A 15,742-nucleotide genomic window follows, 5' to 3' on the forward strand; every position below is an offset into this window, starting at 1 on the left:
GCAGCTCCACCGGCGGCCACATCACCCTGCAACGCGAACGCCGCCAATGGCGCGTCAACGTGTCCTGGCTCACCGGCGCGGTGAGCGTGGCGGATATGAGTGCGAAGCGATGAGGCGCATGCGCGGGTTCAGTCTGCTGGAGGTGATTGCGGCCATTCTGCTGCTGGCTGTTGCGTTTGCGGCCTTGCTGAAGGTGGCAGGCGCCTCCCTGCATCTGGCGGATCATTCGGGACAGATCAGCAGGGCGGACATGTGGGCGCAGGCGAAGCTGGACGCGCTGGGCGTGACCGAGCCGGTGGCGGTGGGCGAGAGCGCTGGCGATTTCGGCAAGGACTATCGCTGGCATCTGCGCGTGCGCCCGTGGCAGGACGGCGATCCGCCGCAGGGAAGTCCGCTTTCCCTCTATCGCGTCGACCTGGACGTGCGCTGGGGCTCGTCGCGGCGTCCCCAGGTGCTTCACTACACCACGTTGCGCGCCGTCGACGACGGTCCCGCGCTGGCGCGGAGCACCAAATGAGGCGCGCGCGGGGCTTCAGCCTGCTGGAAGTGCTCAGCGCACTCGCGTTGCTCAGCGTCCTGCTGGTCGGCGTACTGTCCGGCATACGGACGGCCACGCGCATGGTCAACGCGGGCACGGGATCGATGGAGAAGCTCGACGAAGTTCGCTCGGTGCAGCGCTTTCTCCGCAACGATCTGCTGCAGGCCCGTGCGATTCCCTGGAAGATCGACAACAAGGGCGTGCCCGTCGTGTTCGAGGGAGACGAACGCCGCATCCAGTTTGTGGGGCCGCTTCCCGGATACCTCGACCGCCAGGGTCCGCAATTGCAGCTGCTGGCATTGGTGAGTGACGGCCAGGACAGTCTGCGCTTGGAGCTGGGCAGCGATGGCATGAGCCCGACGGGTGCCTCGCACAGCGTCGGTTTTGCGCCGGAGCCGCTAGTGACGGGCATCACGCGCGGCCGCTTCCGCTACTACGGCCGTCAGAACGATAAAAGTCCCGCCGAATGGAGCAGCCAGTGGCACGTCGCCGGACGCATGCCGGAGCTGATTGCCGTGGAACTGGAGCGCGGCGGCGATCCCTGGCTGCTCGTGCAAACGCCGGTACGGCAGAGCCCCACCGCGATAAACACGCGCGCGCTGGCTCGGCTGTTGCCGAACGCAGCGCAATACTGACGGCACGAAGATGTCGTTCCGCGCTGCCATGCTTCATGTTCCAGGACACACCCGGGCACGTGTCCGCGGGAGGACAGCGATGCCCAGCAGGCAACGGGGCATCGCCTTGCTGGTGGTGCTGTGGGCGTGCACGCTGCTGGCGATCCTGCTTGGCGGTTTCGCCACGCTGGCCCGCACCGAGGCCACGGAAACGCGTTATCTGTCCAGCCGGGCGCAACTGCGCTATTTCGCCGAGGCGGGCGTCCAGCGCGCCCTGGCCGAAATCACGGCCAGGGACGGCGGCCGCTGGGTGGGCGATGGACGTCCGTACGAGTTGAGCATCGACGGACAGCGCGTGGACATACGCATTGTCGATGAACTCGGCAAGGTCGATCTCAACACCGCCGATCCACAGGTGCTTCGGAACCTGTTCGTCATTGCCGGCATGAACGTGGGGGACGCCACGACGCTGGCAGACAATGTACGCGAATCGCGCGACGCGGCCGGGGCGTTCAACCGCGAGGAAGGCACGCAACGCTACAGGCAGGCAGGGCAGGCGGGCGGGCCGCGCTACAGCGAATTCAACGCGCCGGACGAACTGCAAACCGTGCTCGGCATGACGCCGGCGCTGTATCGCAAGGTCGCGCCGTTCATCACGGTGTGGTCGCGCAAGGCGACACCGGCGCCCGCGTTTGCGCCCGCCGCGGTCCTCGCGTCCCTGCCGGGCATGGACATGGCGTCGGCCTCGCGCTTCGTTGCGGTGCGCGGCGCCATCAATCCCAGGATGCCCCTGCCGGTACTGCCCAACGGCATGGCGATGGGTACGCTGCGCGGCAGCAACGCGCGAACCATCGTCGCCTCGGCCATGGGAACCGACGGTACGGTGTCACGCGTCAGCGCCACGGTTCGCATCGACCGCGTGCGTGGCCGCGAACACGTCACCATCCTGCGCTGGCAGGAGGACGCCGCGGAATGAGGCCAGAAAGCGCGCTTCAGGAGCGGCTGGCCTTGATGGCCCGGTCGAGGTCTTCGGGCTTGCCGTAGTCGACGTCGGGAGATAGCGCCGCGTCCTCGGCGTCCATGTCCTGGTCTTCGAGCACCTGTACCTGGCGGGCACCCGTGCGTTGCATGAGTTGAAGCATGTCTTCCAGTGAAAGCTGGTCGGAGAGACGCACGGTCAGTGTCGCGTGGCCGAAGACGGCGGGATCGGGCGGGCTTGCGGGCGCGCGCACCTCATGGGTGTCCGCGCTCCGATGGCTGACGCGCGAAACCACGCTGGTCGGTGCGCTGGAGCTGGCCGCCGAGCCGCCGATGCTCTCGGTGGACCGGATATGCGCGCCTTGCCGGGGCAGACCCCGTGAAATCAGTTTGTCCAGGGCAGCGCACGCGGCGAACTGGGTGTCGAATTCGGCTATGACGATATCGTTCATGATTCACCTCGGCTTGCTTGCCGATGACGCTAGTTCACCGCCGATCATCCCGGCGTGACAGGTGCGTTGAATAAAGCGCGCGCATGTCCGCACGGTGCAATGAAATGCACTTTCGTATCACGGATGGTTCACGTTGCGCGTCGTTCCCTAGAAGCCGGCCTTCTCGAAGCATCGGGATATTCATCATGGCTCGCCCTATCTGGAGCGGAACCCTTTCCTTCGGCCTGCTCAACGTGCCGGTGTCCCTGATGCCGGCCGAGCGTAGCGTCGATCTCCACTTTCGCATGCTGGACAGCCGCAGCAACACGCCGATCCGCTACGAGCGGGTCAATGCGGAAACCGGCGAGGAAGTGCCCTGGCGCGATGTCGTGAAGGCCTTCGAATACAAGAAGGGCAGCTACGTGGTGCTGCGCCCCGAGGACATCAAGTCCGCATCGCCTGAAGGACGCGAGGCGGTGGAGGTGGAGACGTTTGTCGATGGAACGTCGATTGGTCCTGAGTATTTCGAGAAGCCGTATTTCCTGGTGCCGGGCAAGAAGGCTGAGAAAGGCTACGTGCTGCTGCGCGAGACCTTGCAGCGCACCGGCAAGGTGGGCATTGCCCGGGTGGTGATACGCACGCGCGAATACCTGTCCGCCGTGCTCCCCAAGGGCGACAGCCTGATGCTGGTGCTCTTGCGCTATCCGCAGGAACTCATCGATGCCGACGAATACGCCTTCCCCGAAGGCAAGCCGGCCAGCTATCGGGTGTCGGCCAAGGAGATCGACATGGCCGAGCAGCTGATCGAATCCATGAGCGACACCTGGAAGCCCGACGCGTTCCGCGACGAATTCCGCGACCGTTTGCGCAAGGTGATCGAGAAGCGCATGAAGTCCAAGGGCGTGGTGGTGACGCCGGAAGAAGAAGCGCCGGCGGAAAACGCGGCGACCAACGTGGTGGACTTCATGGCGCTGCTGCAGAAAAGCCTGGGCAACAAGCGGCGCACGCCCGCCAAGGGCGGCCAGAAGACAGCGGCCCGCCGCGGCGGCGCGACACAGAAAACCGCGCGCAAGGCCACCGCCAAGCGCGCACCGCGCCGGCGAAGTTCCCGCTGACAGGAGCGAGGCGATGTCTATTTCCGAACGCAGGAGCGGTAAGCGATGACCCTGGCCGAGTACCGGCGCAAGCGGGATTTCTCGCGCACGCGCGAACCCGCGGCAGGCACGAAGAGCCGCGCGGGCCATCCCATCTTCGTGGTGCAGCTGCATCACGCGCGACGGCGGCATTTCGATTTCCGCCTGCAGGTAGGCAAGGTGCTCAAGAGCTGGGCTGTGCCCAAGGGGCCGAGTTTCGACCCGGGCGTGAAGCGGCTCGCGGTGGAGGTCGAGGATCATCCGCTCTCCTATGCGGATTTCGAAGGCGATATCCCGGAAGGCAATTACGGCGCCGGCCACGTGGACTGCTTCGATCGCGGCACCTGGAGCACCGACGAGGACCCGGGCGCGCAATTGCGCAAGGGGCATCTGGAATTCTCGCTGCAGGGCAAGCGCCTGCATGGACGCTGGCATCTGGTGCGCAGCCATCGCAAGGAGCGCCAGCCCACCTGGTTCCTGATCAAGGCCAAGGACGCCTATGCCGGCGATCTGGAGGCCGATGACCTGCTCGAATCCGAGGCCGCGCCGCCGGCGAGCGAGCGCGCATCCGGCAAGGCCAAGCCGGAAAAGCGCGCCGCGGCGAGCAAGCGCGCCAAGCCGGCGAAGTCCGCGGCACGCGCCGCGGACGGCCATCGCAAGGAGCGCATCGACACGGAGTTTTTCGCCCCTGCGCTCGCGCAGCTGCGGGAGCAGGTGCCACGGGGCGAGGATTGGCTGCACGAAGTGAAGTGGGATGGCTACCGGCTGCTCACCGCCGTAGTCGGGGGCAAGGTGAAGTGCTGGTCGCGCAACGCGCTGCCGTGGAACGAACGTGTGCCGGAGATCGTGGAGGCCATCGAGTCGCTGGGGCTGCGATCCGCTCGGCTGGATGGCGAGCTGATCGTGCTGGCCGAAGGGCGCAGCGACTTCAATGCGCTGCAGAAGACGCTTTCCGGCGAACGTCCTGGCGAGTTCCTGTACATGCTGTTCGACCTGATCCATCTGGATGGATGGGACCTGCACGCCGTGCCGCTGGTGGAGCGCAAGGCACGCCTGAAAGCCTTGCTCGACCGGCCCCGCGGACCGGCCTCCGCCTTGCTGGGCTTCAGCGAGCACGTCGTGGGCGATGGCGATGCGGTGTGGGCCGGCGTGATGCAAGCGGGGCTGGAGGGCATCGTCTCCAAGCGCGTGGATTCGAGCTACCGCGCGGGCCGCAGCGGCGACTGGGTGAAGATCAAGCGGCAGGACAGCGACGAGTTCGCCGTGGTGGGCTACACCCGCGGCAAGGGCAGCCGCAAGGGATTCGGCTCGCTGCTGCTGGGGCGTCCGTCGCCGCGCGGCGGCTGGGATTATGCGGGCCGCGTGGGCACGGGGTTTTCCGATGCGCAGCTGCGCAAGATCAGCGACGAACTGGCCGCACGCGGCAGCAGCGCGAAGCCCACCGTGCATGCCGCCGGTATCGACCCGGAACTGCGCGGCGCGCATTGGGTGAAGCCGGAAGTGGTGGTGGAGGTGTTTTATCGCGGCATCGCCGGCAACGGGTTGCTTCGCCAGCCCAGCCTGAAGGCGATGCGTGAAGACAAGAGCGTGCGCGATCTGCTGAGCAGCGACAGAGACAGCGGCCGTGCCGCCGCCAAGCGCGAGGTGCCGATGAAGAAGGCAGACGACGATGCGGTGCGCGGCATCGCCATCACGCATCCGGACCGCGAGATCTATCCGGGCATACGCAAGCGGGATCTGGCGGCGTACTACGACGCGGTGATGGACTGGTTCCTGCCCGGCGTCATCCAGCGTCCCATGTCGATACTGCGCTGTCCGGACGGGGTGGGAAAACCGTGCTTCTTCCAGAAACACCTCGGCGCCGGCGTGCCGAAAGTGGGCTCGGTAATGTTGACGGAGCAGGGTGGCAAGCGGCGCGAATACATCTGCCCCGACGATGCGGCATCCATCATCGAGCTGGTGCAGTTCGGTGCCGTGGAATTCCACCCGTGGGGATGCACCGCCGCCGACACCACGCATGCCGATCGCATCGTGTTCGACATGGATCCCGGCGAGGGCGTCTCCTGGGCGCGCGTGCAGGCGGCAGCGCGGTTGGCGCGCCGGTGGCTGGACGAGCTGGGCCTGCAATCCTTCCTGCGCTGCACGGGTGGCAAGGGCCTGCACGTGGTGGTGCCGCTGCGTCCGGCCGCGCCCTGGGCGGAGGTGAAATCCTTCGCCAAATCCTTTGCCGAGGCCATGGCGCAAGCGCAGCCGGAGGAATTCATCGCTGTTTCCACGCTGTCGCGCCGCAAGGGACTTATTTTCGTGGACTACCTGCGAAACGGACGAGGCGCGACCAGCGTTGCCTCGTATTCGCTGCGCGCGCGTGCGGGCGCACCGGTGGCGGTGCCTTTACGCTGGAGCGAGCTCGGCAAGCTGCCGGGCCCCGCGGCATTCGACTTGCGCACCGTGCAGCAGCGGCTGCGGCGCCTGCGCGGCGATCCGTGGGAGGGTATCGATACCGTTCGGCAATCCCTGGGCGATGCGCTCCGGAAACTCGACGCCGGCGAGTGACCGGCGCGGATGAACGCGCACGCCTCGCTCCTCACGCTTTGACAACACGATGGCGACACCGGCCCGATACGCGGCCTTCCATCATGGCGCCCCTGTCGAACATTCGGGAGCCGCCCATGTCACCCTCGTCGCTGAAAGGCCGCAAGATCGCCATGCTCGCCACGGATGGCTTCGAGCAATCGGAGTTGACCGAACCCAAGCGCCTGCTGGAACAGGCGGGCGCGGAAGTGGTCGTCATCGCGCCTGGCGATCACAGCCAGATCACCGGTTGGAACGTCAGGAACTGGGGCGACAAGGTCGAGGTGGATCAGCCGCTCGCGCGCGCCAAGGCGGATGAGTTCGATGCGCTGGTGTTGCCGGGCGGAGTGATGAACCCGGACAAGCTGCGGCAGATTCCGGAAGCCATTGCCTTCGTGCAGGCGTTCTCCCGCAGCGACAAGCCGATCGCCGCCATCTGCCACGGGCCGTGGACGCTGATCGACGCGGGCCTGGTCAAGGGGCGCAAGCTGACCTCGTGGCCGTCGCTGCGCAAGGACCTGGAAAACGCCGGCGCCGAGTGGGTGGACGAAGAAGTCGTCGCCGATGGCCGCCTCATCACCAGTCGCAAGCCGGACGACATCCCCGCCTTCTCCAGCGCGGTGATCGAGCTGCTTGCCGCGTGATGCACGCTCAGGACGACGGCTTGGGCTTCTGGCGCGGCGTGTTCTGCGGCTCGTGCGGGGTGTTGGCGTCCAGCGGCTTGCTGGGATGCCTAGGCGTGGGCTGCGGCTCGGCATAGCCGGAGCGGTCTTCGGGCCGCCGCGGATTTTCTTTGCGTGACTTGTCGTCGCTCATGCCGGTCTCCGTGGTTGATGGATGGACCATGGCGCGCAATGGCTGAAGGCGTCGTCATGGTCACGTCAAGGCGGCACGCGATTCCCATGAACAAGGTGCGCCACCTTCATGAACAGATCAGAAAATCCATTGAAGCGCGAAATTGCCCGGCTTGAAGCGGACGCCGCCACGCTTCATCGCCATTACGCCGATACGCCCGTGTTCATGATCGAGCTGGCCGGCCTTGCACGCAGTGTCCTGATGCGCGCGGGCATGGGCGAAGGCGCGTGGGTGCGGGCGGCCATCGATCAGATCTTCGACGCCTATGGCGTTTCGTCCAAGCTCTGGCTGGATGGCGCCGCAGAGACGCAGGGCGAAGCGGCGCCGCACCAGCCTGATCTGGCCGGGCAAACGGGAGACACGAGATGAGCACACGCAAATCCACTAAGAAGCGGACGCAGGCCGTCAGCGAGAAGCAGCGCCGCGTGCAGCGTGGCGTGGAGGCCACCGAACGGGCCAAGCCTGCGAAAAAGGCGGCCTCGAAAAAACGGGCGGTGCAGGCCGGTTCGCGCCGCCACGCGGAGAATCCGCTGCCTGCGCAGCACCAGAAGAAGCCAGGCAAGGAGGCCGCCCTGCGTCCCGAGCCGCAGTTCAAGGCGCCTGATTACGCAGGCAGCGGCAAGCTCGAAGGCATGGTCGCCGTGATCACCGGCGGCGACTCGGGCATCGGCAGGGCAGTGGCCGTGCTGTTCGCGCGCGAAGGCGCCAACGTGGCGATTGTCTATCTCGACGAACACGACGATGCGGAAATCACGCAGCGGGCCGTGGAGAAGGAAGGCGCCGAATGCCTGCTTATTTCCGGCGACGTCAGCGACCCCATGTTCTGCGACGAAGCGATGGAAAAGGTGGTGGAGCGGTTTGGGCATCTCAATATCCTGGTCAACAACGCCGCGTTCCAGGAGCATGCCGATACGCTGGAGGACCTTACCGAGGAACATCTCGATCTCACCATCCGCACCAATATCTACGGCTATTTCCATATGGCGCGGGCGGCGCTGCCTTATCTCGAAAAGGGCGGCAGCATCATCAACACCGGCTCCGAAACCGGCTTGTTCGGCAGCCCTGGCCTGCTCGACTACTCGGCGACCAAGGGCGCCATCCATGCCTTCACGCGCGCGCTGGCCAGCAACCTGGTGAAGCGCGGCATACGCGTGAATGCGGTGGCTCCCGGGCCGGTGTGGACGCCGCTCAATCCCGCTGACAAGCAGGCGGAGAAGGTCAAGGATTTCGGCAAATCCAACCCCATGGGTAGGCCGGCGCAGCCGGAAGAAGTCGCACCGGCCTACGTGTTTCTCGCGGCGCCCAGTTGCGCCAGCTACATTTCCGGCGCGGTGCTGCCGGTGATGGGCGGTCCCACTGGCTAGTGCGACCGCCGTCATTCCTTCGGCGGCGGGTCGACGGGCTCGAACACCAGCGTGATCTTGCCGTTGGGCTCCAGTCGGCCCACCACCACCTTGTGCTCGGTTTCGTGTCCGGCCGCGTGCAGGGCGCGATTGAACGCCGCCTCCGGCAGGTTGGCGCGCCGCAGCGCGTCGGGCAGGCGGCGGCCCTCGCGCGCGATGATGCTGGGATAGCCCTCGATCCAGCGGTTGAAGCGCTCGTGCCGCGCGCACAGCCAGCCCAGCCCCTTGTCGACGGCGAGCATGCTGGCGACGCCGATGAAACCACTGGACATCGACGTGTCATGTCCGATGACGGCGGTACGCAGCGTGCCGCCGGCCAGCGCGAGCACGACGATGTCGAACGACGACAGTTCGCCGAACGAGCGCTTGCCGGCCAGACGCATCAGCACGAGCAGGCCGAGATAGGTGAGTGCGCCGCGAACCGCATAGGTCCACCACGGGTCTTGAGTCGCAAACCAGGATGTGAACATGTTGGCCTCGCCGGGCAGGAAAAGTGCAGGCCCGACCATCGGCGCTGCCGGGTGGAAGACACGTCAAGCTGCCGCATCGACGACGGCAGGCTTTGTTGACGCCCTTCTCTCGGCGCCTTGACGCGGAACCGCCGACATTGGCTTCACGCAGGCAGGATGTCTTCATGTCACCGAGGTCCAAGAAGGAGTGGATTCAGCCGCTCGCCTTGCAGCCGGACGGCCCCGTACCGGCCGGATCGCTGCCATCGCTGCGCCGCCAGGCGCGTGAGTGCCATGCGTGCCCGCTGTGGCAGCACGCGACGCAGGTGGTTTTCGGCGCGGGCACGGCCTCGGTGGACATGATGCTGATCGGCGAGCAGCCGGGCGACCAGGAGGACGAACAGGGCAAGCCTTTCGTGGGGCCGGCCGGCGGCATGCTGGATCGCGCCCTGGCAGAGGCGGGTCTGGAGCGAAGCGAGCTGTATCTCACCAATGCAGTCAAGCATTTCAAGTTCGAGCCGCGCGGCAAGCGCCGGCTGCACCAGCGCGCCAACGCGCAGGAGCAGGCCATCTGTCGTCGCTGGCTGGTGGCCGAGCTGCGCGAAGTGAGGCCCACGCGCATCCTTGCGTTGGGCGCCATGGCCGCCAAGGCGGTATTCGGTTCGTCCTTCCGGCTGACCATGCAACGCGGCCAGTGGGCGGCGCTGCGGGAGGGTGTGTCCGGCATGGCGACATGGCATCCCTCGGCCATCCTGCGGTCGCCGGATGCGCAAGGGCGCGCCCGGCGTTATGCCGAGTTCGTTGCCGACCTCAAGCGATTCGCCGCTGGAGTGACGCATGGCGACTAGCGGCTGTCGCGCGATGAAGGTTCCGCTAACTGTCGGTGTTCCTGGTGAGCTTGCGCGCGCTTTCCAGTGCGCGCAGCAGGTCCCTGCGTCCATAGGGTTTGCTGAGAAAGAGCGAGTGCGGCGGTCGGTCCGAGGTCTGGATGGACGCTTCCATGTCGCCGGACACGAAGATGAAGGCTCCCGGCCAGGCCGAATGGGCGAGCCTTCGGGCCAGCAGCACACCGCTGTCGCCATCGCCCAGGGTGACGTCGGCAAGGATGACGTCGATGCCCGGATGCTTGATCAACGCCTTCATGGCGTCATCGCCGCTGCGGGCGGGATGCGCAACATGGCCAAGGGCGCGGAGCAAGGCGATGGTGGCCTCGAGTACAACGGCTTCGTCTTCAACCACGAGCACAGCGCCCATGCATCCCCCTGTTTTTTATTGCCGTGGCAACATCCGCTTCGCATCGTATGCGATCTGTGGCCACAATGTATCGATGAGGTTAAGCGTGTGAATCCGCGACGTGGAACGCATATCATGCAAATGAGTGCACATCCGTTCATTGAACATAACGGCCGGACGTGATGACATCGGCTGGAATGGATGGCTGCGCGTTGGCGGCAGGTCGATGTTCATGTCCGCTTGCCGCTCTGGCTTGGCGGCGCCGGTACGGAGTTCGTGGCCTTGGGCCGGGCCTTGTATGCGGGGAGACGAAGTGAGCGTTGTTCTGGTAGTCGAAGATGATCCTGACGTGCGTGAGACGACGAGCGTGCTGCTGGAAGATGCCGGGTACGAAGTCCTGATCGCGGACAGCTCCACCCAGGCGCTGGAAATGGCCGACAGCCGCGACGATATCGACGTGGTGTTCACCGATGTCAACCTGCGCGAGGCGCCCAACGGCATCGAGCTCGCGCGCCAACTGAAGTCCAAGGGCAGCCGTGCGTCGTTCGTGGTGGTGTCGGGCGATCTTGGCTGGGCGGAAACCTCGCTCGACAAGGACATGCGCTTTCTGCCCAAGCCCTTTGGCCGAAGCACGCTGCTCGCCGTGGTGGGCGATGCATGCAAAGGCTCGGGCAAGTAACGAGGGAGTTTGCCGTGGGAGACCAGCCGAGCGACGTGATGCCCATCCGGAATATCGACATGCCCGATGCATCCATGCCGGGTGCGCTGGAGGGGCGCTTCGAGCTGCTCGTGCAGTCCGTGGTGGACTATGCGATCTACATGCTGGACCCCGCCGGGCATATCGCAAGCTGGAACAGCGGGGCCCAGCACATCAAGGGCTATGCGGCTGAAGAAGTGCTTGGCCGGCACTTCTCGATGTTCTACACGCAGGAAGACCAGGCGCTGGGCCTGCCCGAGCGCGTGCTTTCCATCGCCGAGCGCGAAGGCCGCTACAACGGCGAGTCCTGGCGCGTGCGCCGCGACGGCAGTCGTTTCCGCGCTCTGGTCGTGGTCGACGCCATACGCGATCCGTCGGGAACGCTGCTCGGCTTCGCCAAGGTCACGCGCGACATCACCCGGCAGTGGGAGGCGCAATGCCGGCTGGAAGAAAGCGAGCGGCGGCTTCGCCTGTTCGCGGAAGGCGCCATCGAATACGCGCTTTGCATGCTGGACACCGAGGGCCGCATCCAGGACTGGAACGTCAGCACGCAACGCGTGACGGGTTACACCGCGGAGGACGTCATCGGCCAGCCGCTGGATCTGCTGCTGGAGGAAGCCGGCGTCTCCGGCGCCTTGCTCCGCCGCGCGCGGGAAACCGGCAGCCGCGAGGAAGAGCGCCGACTTCGCCGCAAGGACGGCTCGTTCTTCCTGGCGCAGGTGGCGGTGAGGGCATTGGCCGACCAGGACGGCGTGCTGCATGGCTTCGCCTGCATGATTCGCGACGTCAGCGAGCAGCGCGCCACCCAGAATGCCCTGGAAGATACGCGCGAGCAGCTGTTCCAGTCGCAGAAGCTCGACGCGCTCGGCCAGTTGACCGGCGGCGTGGCGCACGATTTCAACAATATCCTGCAGGCCATCACCGGCAGCCTGGACGTGGCCACGCTATACCTGCAGCGCGGCGAGCCGGGCAAGGCCGAGCATCAGCTGGAGAGCGCGATGAATGCGGTGGACAAGGCCAGCCACCTGACCCGGCGCCTGCTGGCCTTCGCGCGCAGGCAGCCGCTGCTGCCGACGCGGTTCGACCTGAACGCCAGCGTGGCTTCGATGATCGACCTGCTCGAGCGCACGGTGGGCGCCACGGTCAGCATGCGCATCGATCTGTGTCCTGACCCGCTGTGGATCACCTGCGATATCCACCAGCTGGAAACCTCGCTGATCAATATCGCCATCAATGGCCGCGACGCCATGCCCCATGGTGGCACCCTGCGCATTTCCACCGGAACGGCGTCGGCCAGGACGACCAAGCTGCATGGCGAACAGGTCTTCGCCTGTCTCACCGTGGAAGACAGCGGCATCGGCATGTCCAGGGAAATGGCGTCCAAGGCGTTCGATCCGTTCTTCACCACCAAGCCGCTGGGGCAGGGCACGGGCCTTGGGCTGTCCATGGTGCATGGCTTCATGGAGCAGTCGCGCGGTACCGTCACCCTGCATTCGCAGCCGGGCGAGGGCACGCGCGTCACGTTGCTGTTTCCCCTTGACGATGGCGAGGGCGAAACAACGGCCGTCGAGGACGCGTAGGCGGCTGTTGCCTGCACGCTTCAGGATTCCGACGGCTGCTGCCGATAGCGCATCAGCTTGTTGTAGATCGTTTTCACGCTGACGCCCAGCATGCGCGCCGCGCGTGTCCTGTCGTTATGGCACTGCAATAGCGCCAGTTCGATCGCCTGTCGCTCCAATTCGTCCAGCGTCTGTCCAGACCACGCCGGTTCGGCATGGCGTGAAGCACGCAGGCTGGTGCCAAGGTCCGCGCCACCCAGGGCGTCCAGATGCAGCTCCCCGCGTTCGGCGAGCAGATAGGCGCGCCGAACCAGATGCAGCAGCTCGCGCACGTTGCCGGGCCACGCGTGGCGAAGCATGAAGGCGGTGGATGCATCCGAGTAGGTGTAGGCGGTGCCGTGCTGATGGTTCAGCGTGCGCAGGAAACGGTGCGCGAGCAGCAGCACGTCGTCGCCCCTGGCGCGCAACGGCGGCACTTCGATGGGGAAGTCCGCAAGACGGTAGTAGAGATCTTCGCGCAGATCGCCCTTGCGCACGGCGATGCCGGGATTCCGGTTGCAGGCGGCCACCACGCGCACGTCGATATGCCGGTGCGAACGCGCGCCAAGCCGAGTGATGTCGCGGGTTTCCAGTGCGCGCAGCAGATAAGCTTGCGTGACCAGCGGCATGTCGGTGAACTCGTCGAGGAACAGCGTGCCGCCATGCGCCTGCTCGAAATAGCCGGGATGGTCGCGCGTCGCACCGGTGAAGCTTCCACGCTCGTGGCCAAACAACTGGCTGCCGGCCAGTTCGTGGGAAAGCGTGCCGCCGTTGACCGCGACGAACGCACCGCTTCGTCCGCTGTACTGATGGATGGCGCGCGCCACCAGTTCCTTGCCCACGCCGCTTTCGCCATGGATCAGGATAGTGTTGTCCATGGGCGCGACGCGCTCGATCAGGCGGAACATGCGGCGCATCACCGGCGAGTCGCCAATCAGCTCTCCGCATGGTGTGTCGTGGGAACGGGCCCGCGTGGTGCGATGGCGCGCGCGCAGCGCGGCGCGCTGCAGCAGGTCGTCCAGGTGGCCACCGTGCATGGGCTTGACGACATAGTCGTCCACGCGCAGGTGCATGGCGCGCACCGCCGTATCCAGGTCGGGCGCGCCCGTAAGGACGACGACTTCACCGCAGTCGTGGTTGTCCAGGCGATCCAGTATCTCCAGTCCGCTGCCATCGGGCAGCGCCAGGTCGAGCAGCATGAGATCGGGCGACAAGCGCTGCTCGATGGTGCGCACGGCGTCTTCGACCGTGGACGCCGTATGCACGTCGCAGCCTTTCAGTCGGGCGTAGTCGCGGGTGGTATTGAGGAAGATACGGTCGTCGTCGACCAGCAGGATCGACGGGGCGGTCTCGCGCATGCTTAAACATTCCTCGCAGCCGGAAAACCTTGCGCGGCTGCCATGTCGTGTCGTAACGCGAGCATGCCCACGCTACGGTAGAGGTCGCGTGCAGGTTGCGTATGTGCGCCGCGCTACGCCAATCTCGCCACGCATGCGATCACCGCTCGCCATGCGCGTGTGGTCGCATGACGTGAACGCGATGATGGAAATCAACGATGGCCGCCGTCTTCCCGCATCACGGCCGCTTCCGACGTTCGTGAAAGGATGAGCGTGAGGTCTTCATAGCGCTGTTCCACCATGCGCCTTTGCTGGCGCTGCGCTTCGCAAAGCAGCTCGATGCCGTGGCTCAACGTGGCGAGTTCGGCATCCTTGGCGAGGGCCAGCAGCAGGCCCCAGGACGACTCGTCGATCTGCTCGACGCTCAACAACAATCGCAACCAGTCGATGACGCCGAGCGTGGAGCGGCTGGCGCAATCGGCGAGCGCCTGAAGCTGGTTCAGCGTTCCGCCTTCCGCTGCCTGCAATATGGACGAGCCCGGCGAGCAGCGCGAAAGCAGGCGCCGAAGGTCGATGATGGGCGGCCCATCGGGCCGGCGGAAGGAGCGCAGGCGCGAGGGTTCGAGCCACACGGTCAAGGCGTCGCCATAGTGCGCGCAGTGTTCGAAGTAGCGTGCATAGATGATGCTGATGACCTTCTGGCACTCCAGGCGATCATCGGCCATCGCCGCCACCGTGGGCGCGTGGTCGGTGGCGAGGACGATCGCCGGATGGCCGCCCAGCGGCGCGGGCTGCCCCATCAGGGACGTGGTGGCGGTGTCATGCATGGACGGAAGCTCCCTGGGCAAGCAAGGGGACAACGGCGGCCTACCGATGCGTAGATATGCGGCCAGCGCGGTGAAGGCGTCGTGGGCCGGCGGTCAAATTTTCGCCGCGACGTGGGTTCTTTTTCGCGCCGCGCCGCGGTGGGCCGCGGGCGACTCGCGGACAAGCCGCCGCTCTTCGTGGCCGAACTCCTTAACGCGCCGACCACAGTGCATGCAGGTTCCACGTTCCAACCTGTCCCCACGATTCGCATCATGGACATGGGTCATGCATCTGCTATTGCGAGAGTTTTCGCTGCTTCCCAGCACAAGGCCGCTGGCGTCCATTTCGCCGGAACCGGCGCCGCCGCCCATGCCGCCGAAGCCGCCTTCACCGCCATCGCCCGACATTCCGCCGCCCGAGCCGCCGGTGCCGCAACCGGCGCGTCCGCCATTGACCGATCCCGAACCCAATCCGCCGCCGGTCGGCGATCCGGTGCCACCGCCCGGCCAGCAGCCGGTGGCCTGTCATCGCGCGCACTGACGATGGCGGTTGCTCACCATTCATCGGCCACAGGCATGGCGTGCACATTTCGCAGAAGCGCTTTTGACATGCGCCTTATCGAACTGCGCTCACCCTCAATGCCCCTTCCACGCCGGATACCCGACATTGCGTGACCTGTTGCGTCCGGCCTCACCGAGAACAGCATCATGTCCACCATTCTCCTGATCATCTTGTTGTTGCTCGTGATTGGCGCCTTGCCGTCGTGGCCGTACAGCCGCGGCTGGGGCTATTACCCCAGCGGCGGCCTGGGCCTGATCTTTCTGATCCTGTTGATCCTGTTGTTGCTTGGCCGCATCTGATCGCGGCCCTTCGCGCACAAAAAAGTGGGGCAGTGGGCCTCCGAGAGAAGAGGCGCTGCCCCGATGCGTCTACCGAAAACGTTCCACGGCGTTTGGGGTTGTGCCCCAGCGGTTGCTTCCGGTGAGAACGCGGGTTCAAGGTAGCGCGCCGTGCGCATGGCGGTGGTCGATGTTCGATGGAGGAGCTCGTTCACGTCGCTGCGGACATTCAGTGCAGAGAAGGATAAGTGCGTAGCGG

Annotated in this window: 19 protein-coding genes and 1 pseudogene; 14 read left to right on the forward strand and 6 right to left on the reverse strand. The window is 65.8% G+C overall.

All coding sequences use genetic code 11. The features are described 5' to 3' along the window. The 4 genes and pseudogenes from BDW41_RS16230 to BDW41_RS16245 all read left to right on the forward strand — a co-directional run. A pseudogene (locus tag BDW41_RS16230) lies at positions 1-113 on the forward strand (type II secretion system protein GspH); the annotation flags it as partial. A 5-nt stretch (positions 114-118) separates the two neighbouring features. Next, positions 119-517 (forward strand): prepilin-type N-terminal cleavage/methylation domain-containing protein, encoded by a 399-nt coding sequence (locus BDW41_RS16235; RefSeq protein WP_233496902.1) that lies wholly within the window; start codon positions 119-121, stop codon positions 515-517. Beyond that, on the forward strand, positions 514-1,173 hold the full coding sequence (locus tag BDW41_RS16240) for a prepilin-type N-terminal cleavage/methylation domain-containing protein (protein ID WP_074549312.1): 660 nt from the start codon (positions 514-516) through the stop codon (positions 1,171-1,173). The genes BDW41_RS16235 and BDW41_RS16240 overlap by 4 nt, the downstream gene beginning before the upstream one ends. A gap of 79 nt (positions 1,174-1,252) precedes the next feature. After that, entirely contained in the window at positions 1,253-2,128 is an 876-nt protein-coding gene (locus tag BDW41_RS16245) for a type II secretion system protein GspK (RefSeq protein WP_074549308.1), read from the forward strand. 16 nt (positions 2,129-2,144) lie between these two features. Here the strand turns inward: BDW41_RS16245 and BDW41_RS16250 are convergent, their stop codons facing one another. Next, the gene (locus BDW41_RS16250) at positions 2,145-2,582 is read right to left on the reverse strand and encodes a hypothetical protein (RefSeq protein ID WP_074549305.1); all 438 of its coding nucleotides are present in this window, start codon (positions 2,580-2,582) and stop codon (positions 2,145-2,147) included. A 185-nt stretch (positions 2,583-2,767) separates the two neighbouring features. On the opposite strand from BDW41_RS16250, the gene BDW41_RS16255 reads away from it, so the two are divergent. The 3 genes from BDW41_RS16255 to BDW41_RS16265 all read left to right on the forward strand — a co-directional run bounded on the left by BDW41_RS16255 (position 2,768) and on the right by BDW41_RS16265 (position 6,909). After that, a complete protein-coding gene (locus BDW41_RS16255) occupies positions 2,768-3,676 on the forward strand; it encodes a Ku protein (RefSeq protein WP_074549302.1) in 909 nt (302 codons plus the stop codon). Between the two features lie 45 nt (positions 3,677-3,721). After that, a complete protein-coding gene (gene ligD / locus BDW41_RS16260; protein WP_074549298.1) occupies positions 3,722-6,247 on the forward strand; it encodes a DNA ligase D in 2,526 nt (841 codons plus the stop codon). 116 nt (positions 6,248-6,363) lie between these two features. After that, complete coding sequence (locus BDW41_RS16265) at positions 6,364-6,909, forward strand: type 1 glutamine amidotransferase domain-containing protein (RefSeq protein WP_074549294.1); 546 nt, start codon at positions 6,364-6,366, stop codon at positions 6,907-6,909. Positions 6,910-6,916: 7 nt separating this feature from the next. Here the strand turns inward: BDW41_RS16265 and BDW41_RS23395 are convergent, their stop codons facing one another. Beyond that, entirely contained in the window at positions 6,917-7,081 is a 165-nt protein-coding gene (locus tag BDW41_RS23395; RefSeq protein WP_158537003.1) for a hypothetical protein, read from the reverse strand. Between the two features lie 108 nt (positions 7,082-7,189). Here BDW41_RS23395 and BDW41_RS16270 point away from each other — a divergent pair, with 108 nt between their 5' ends. Continuing rightward, the gene (locus tag BDW41_RS16270) at positions 7,190-7,489 is read left to right on the forward strand and encodes a hypothetical protein (protein ID WP_146217367.1); all 300 of its coding nucleotides are present in this window, start codon (positions 7,190-7,192) and stop codon (positions 7,487-7,489) included. Then, positions 7,486-8,484, forward strand: coding sequence for an SDR family oxidoreductase (locus tag BDW41_RS16275; protein ID WP_074549290.1), 999 nt, complete (start codon positions 7,486-7,488; stop codon positions 8,482-8,484). Before BDW41_RS16270 ends, BDW41_RS16275 begins: the two co-directional genes overlap by 4 nt. 11 nt (positions 8,485-8,495) lie before the next feature. Here BDW41_RS16275 and BDW41_RS16280 read toward each other — a convergent pair whose 3' ends face one another. Continuing rightward, a complete protein-coding gene (locus BDW41_RS16280; RefSeq protein ID WP_146217368.1) occupies positions 8,496-8,993 on the reverse strand; it encodes a YetF domain-containing protein in 498 nt (165 codons plus the stop codon). 164 nt (positions 8,994-9,157) lie between these two features. On the opposite strand from BDW41_RS16280, the gene BDW41_RS16285 reads away from it, so the two are divergent. Further along, entirely contained in the window at positions 9,158-9,820 is a 663-nt protein-coding gene (locus BDW41_RS16285; RefSeq protein WP_074549286.1) for a UdgX family uracil-DNA binding protein, read from the forward strand. Between the two features lie 25 nt (positions 9,821-9,845). Here the strand turns inward: BDW41_RS16285 and BDW41_RS16290 are convergent, their stop codons facing one another. Continuing rightward, positions 9,846-10,226 (reverse strand): response regulator, encoded by a 381-nt coding sequence (locus BDW41_RS16290; RefSeq protein ID WP_074549284.1) that lies wholly within the window; start codon positions 10,224-10,226, stop codon positions 9,846-9,848. Positions 10,227-10,503: 277 nt separating this feature from the next. Between BDW41_RS16290 and BDW41_RS16295 the strand changes: the two genes are divergently transcribed. Then, positions 10,504-10,884 (forward strand): response regulator, encoded by a 381-nt coding sequence (locus BDW41_RS16295; protein ID WP_074549282.1) that lies wholly within the window; start codon positions 10,504-10,506, stop codon positions 10,882-10,884. A gap of 14 nt (positions 10,885-10,898) precedes the next feature. Then, entirely contained in the window at positions 10,899-12,482 is a 1,584-nt protein-coding gene (locus BDW41_RS16300) for a PAS domain-containing sensor histidine kinase (protein WP_074549280.1), read from the forward strand. A gap of 20 nt (positions 12,483-12,502) precedes the next feature. On the opposite strand, the gene BDW41_RS16305 is transcribed toward BDW41_RS16300, so the two are convergent. Together BDW41_RS16305 and BDW41_RS16310 are read right to left on the reverse strand one after the other, a co-directional pair. Then, positions 12,503-13,858, reverse strand: a complete 1,356-nt coding sequence (locus tag BDW41_RS16305) for a sigma-54 dependent transcriptional regulator (RefSeq protein WP_074549278.1) — start codon at positions 13,856-13,858, stop codon at positions 12,503-12,505. A gap of 191 nt (positions 13,859-14,049) precedes the next feature. Next, the gene (locus tag BDW41_RS16310) at positions 14,050-14,664 is read right to left on the reverse strand and encodes a hypothetical protein (protein WP_074549276.1); all 615 of its coding nucleotides are present in this window, start codon (positions 14,662-14,664) and stop codon (positions 14,050-14,052) included. 265 nt (positions 14,665-14,929) lie between these two features. Here BDW41_RS16310 and BDW41_RS16315 point away from each other — a divergent pair, with 265 nt between their 5' ends. Both BDW41_RS16315 and BDW41_RS16320 read left to right on the forward strand, forming a co-directional pair. After that, positions 14,930-15,184 carry a hypothetical protein gene (locus tag BDW41_RS16315; protein WP_074549274.1) on the forward strand — a complete coding sequence of 85 codons (255 nt, stop codon included), beginning with the start codon at positions 14,930-14,932 and terminating at the stop codon, positions 15,182-15,184. Positions 15,185-15,351: 167 nt separating this feature from the next. Beyond that, positions 15,352-15,504, forward strand: coding sequence for a DUF3309 family protein (locus BDW41_RS16320; RefSeq protein ID WP_199535359.1), 153 nt, complete (start codon positions 15,352-15,354; stop codon positions 15,502-15,504). The last annotated feature ends 238 nt before the right edge of the window (positions 15,505-15,742 follow it).

It is taken from the genome of Dyella sp. AtDHG13 (assembly GCF_003201105.1).
In the GTDB taxonomy this organism is placed as follows: domain Bacteria; phylum Pseudomonadota; class Gammaproteobacteria; order Xanthomonadales; family Rhodanobacteraceae; genus Dyella; species Dyella jiangningensis_B.

Excerpts from the sequence above, each read along its gene's own strand:
- BDW41_RS16320 (WP_199535359.1), top strand. The coding sequence starts at position 15,352 with ATGTCCACCATTCTCCTGATCATCTTGTTGTTGCTCGTGATTGGCGCC.
- BDW41_RS16305 (WP_074549278.1), bottom strand. The coding sequence starts at position 13,858 with ATGCGCGAGACCGCCCCGTCGATCCTGCTGGTCGACGACGACCGTATC.
- BDW41_RS16275 (WP_074549290.1), top strand. The coding sequence starts at position 7,486 with ATGAGCACACGCAAATCCACTAAGAAGCGGACGCAGGCCGTCAGCGAG.
- BDW41_RS16285 (WP_074549286.1), top strand. The coding sequence starts at position 9,158 with ATGTCACCGAGGTCCAAGAAGGAGTGGATTCAGCCGCTCGCCTTGCAG.
- BDW41_RS16245 (WP_074549308.1), top strand. The coding sequence starts at position 1,253 with ATGCCCAGCAGGCAACGGGGCATCGCCTTGCTGGTGGTGCTGTGGGCG.
- BDW41_RS16240 (WP_074549312.1), top strand. The coding sequence starts at position 514 with ATGAGGCGCGCGCGGGGCTTCAGCCTGCTGGAAGTGCTCAGCGCACTC.
- BDW41_RS16290 (WP_074549284.1), bottom strand. The coding sequence starts at position 10,226 with ATGGGCGCTGTGCTCGTGGTTGAAGACGAAGCCGTTGTACTCGAGGCC.
- BDW41_RS16235 (WP_233496902.1), top strand. The coding sequence starts at position 119 with ATGCGCGGGTTCAGTCTGCTGGAGGTGATTGCGGCCATTCTGCTGCTG.
- ligD (WP_074549298.1), top strand. The coding sequence starts at position 3,722 with ATGACCCTGGCCGAGTACCGGCGCAAGCGGGATTTCTCGCGCACGCGC.
- BDW41_RS16250 (WP_074549305.1), bottom strand. The coding sequence starts at position 2,582 with ATGAACGATATCGTCATAGCCGAATTCGACACCCAGTTCGCCGCGTGC.
- BDW41_RS23395 (WP_158537003.1), bottom strand. The coding sequence starts at position 7,081 with ATGAGCGACGACAAGTCACGCAAAGAAAATCCGCGGCGGCCCGAAGAC.
- BDW41_RS16265 (WP_074549294.1), top strand. The coding sequence starts at position 6,364 with ATGTCACCCTCGTCGCTGAAAGGCCGCAAGATCGCCATGCTCGCCACG.
- BDW41_RS16310 (WP_074549276.1), bottom strand. The coding sequence starts at position 14,664 with ATGCATGACACCGCCACCACGTCCCTGATGGGGCAGCCCGCGCCGCTG.
- BDW41_RS16280 (WP_146217368.1), bottom strand. The coding sequence starts at position 8,993 with ATGTTCACATCCTGGTTTGCGACTCAAGACCCGTGGTGGACCTATGCG.
- BDW41_RS16255 (WP_074549302.1), top strand. The coding sequence starts at position 2,768 with ATGGCTCGCCCTATCTGGAGCGGAACCCTTTCCTTCGGCCTGCTCAAC.
- BDW41_RS16295 (WP_074549282.1), top strand. The coding sequence starts at position 10,504 with ATGCGGGGAGACGAAGTGAGCGTTGTTCTGGTAGTCGAAGATGATCCT.
- BDW41_RS16315 (WP_074549274.1), top strand. The coding sequence starts at position 14,930 with ATGCATCTGCTATTGCGAGAGTTTTCGCTGCTTCCCAGCACAAGGCCG.
- BDW41_RS16270 (WP_146217367.1), top strand. The coding sequence starts at position 7,190 with ATGAACAGATCAGAAAATCCATTGAAGCGCGAAATTGCCCGGCTTGAA.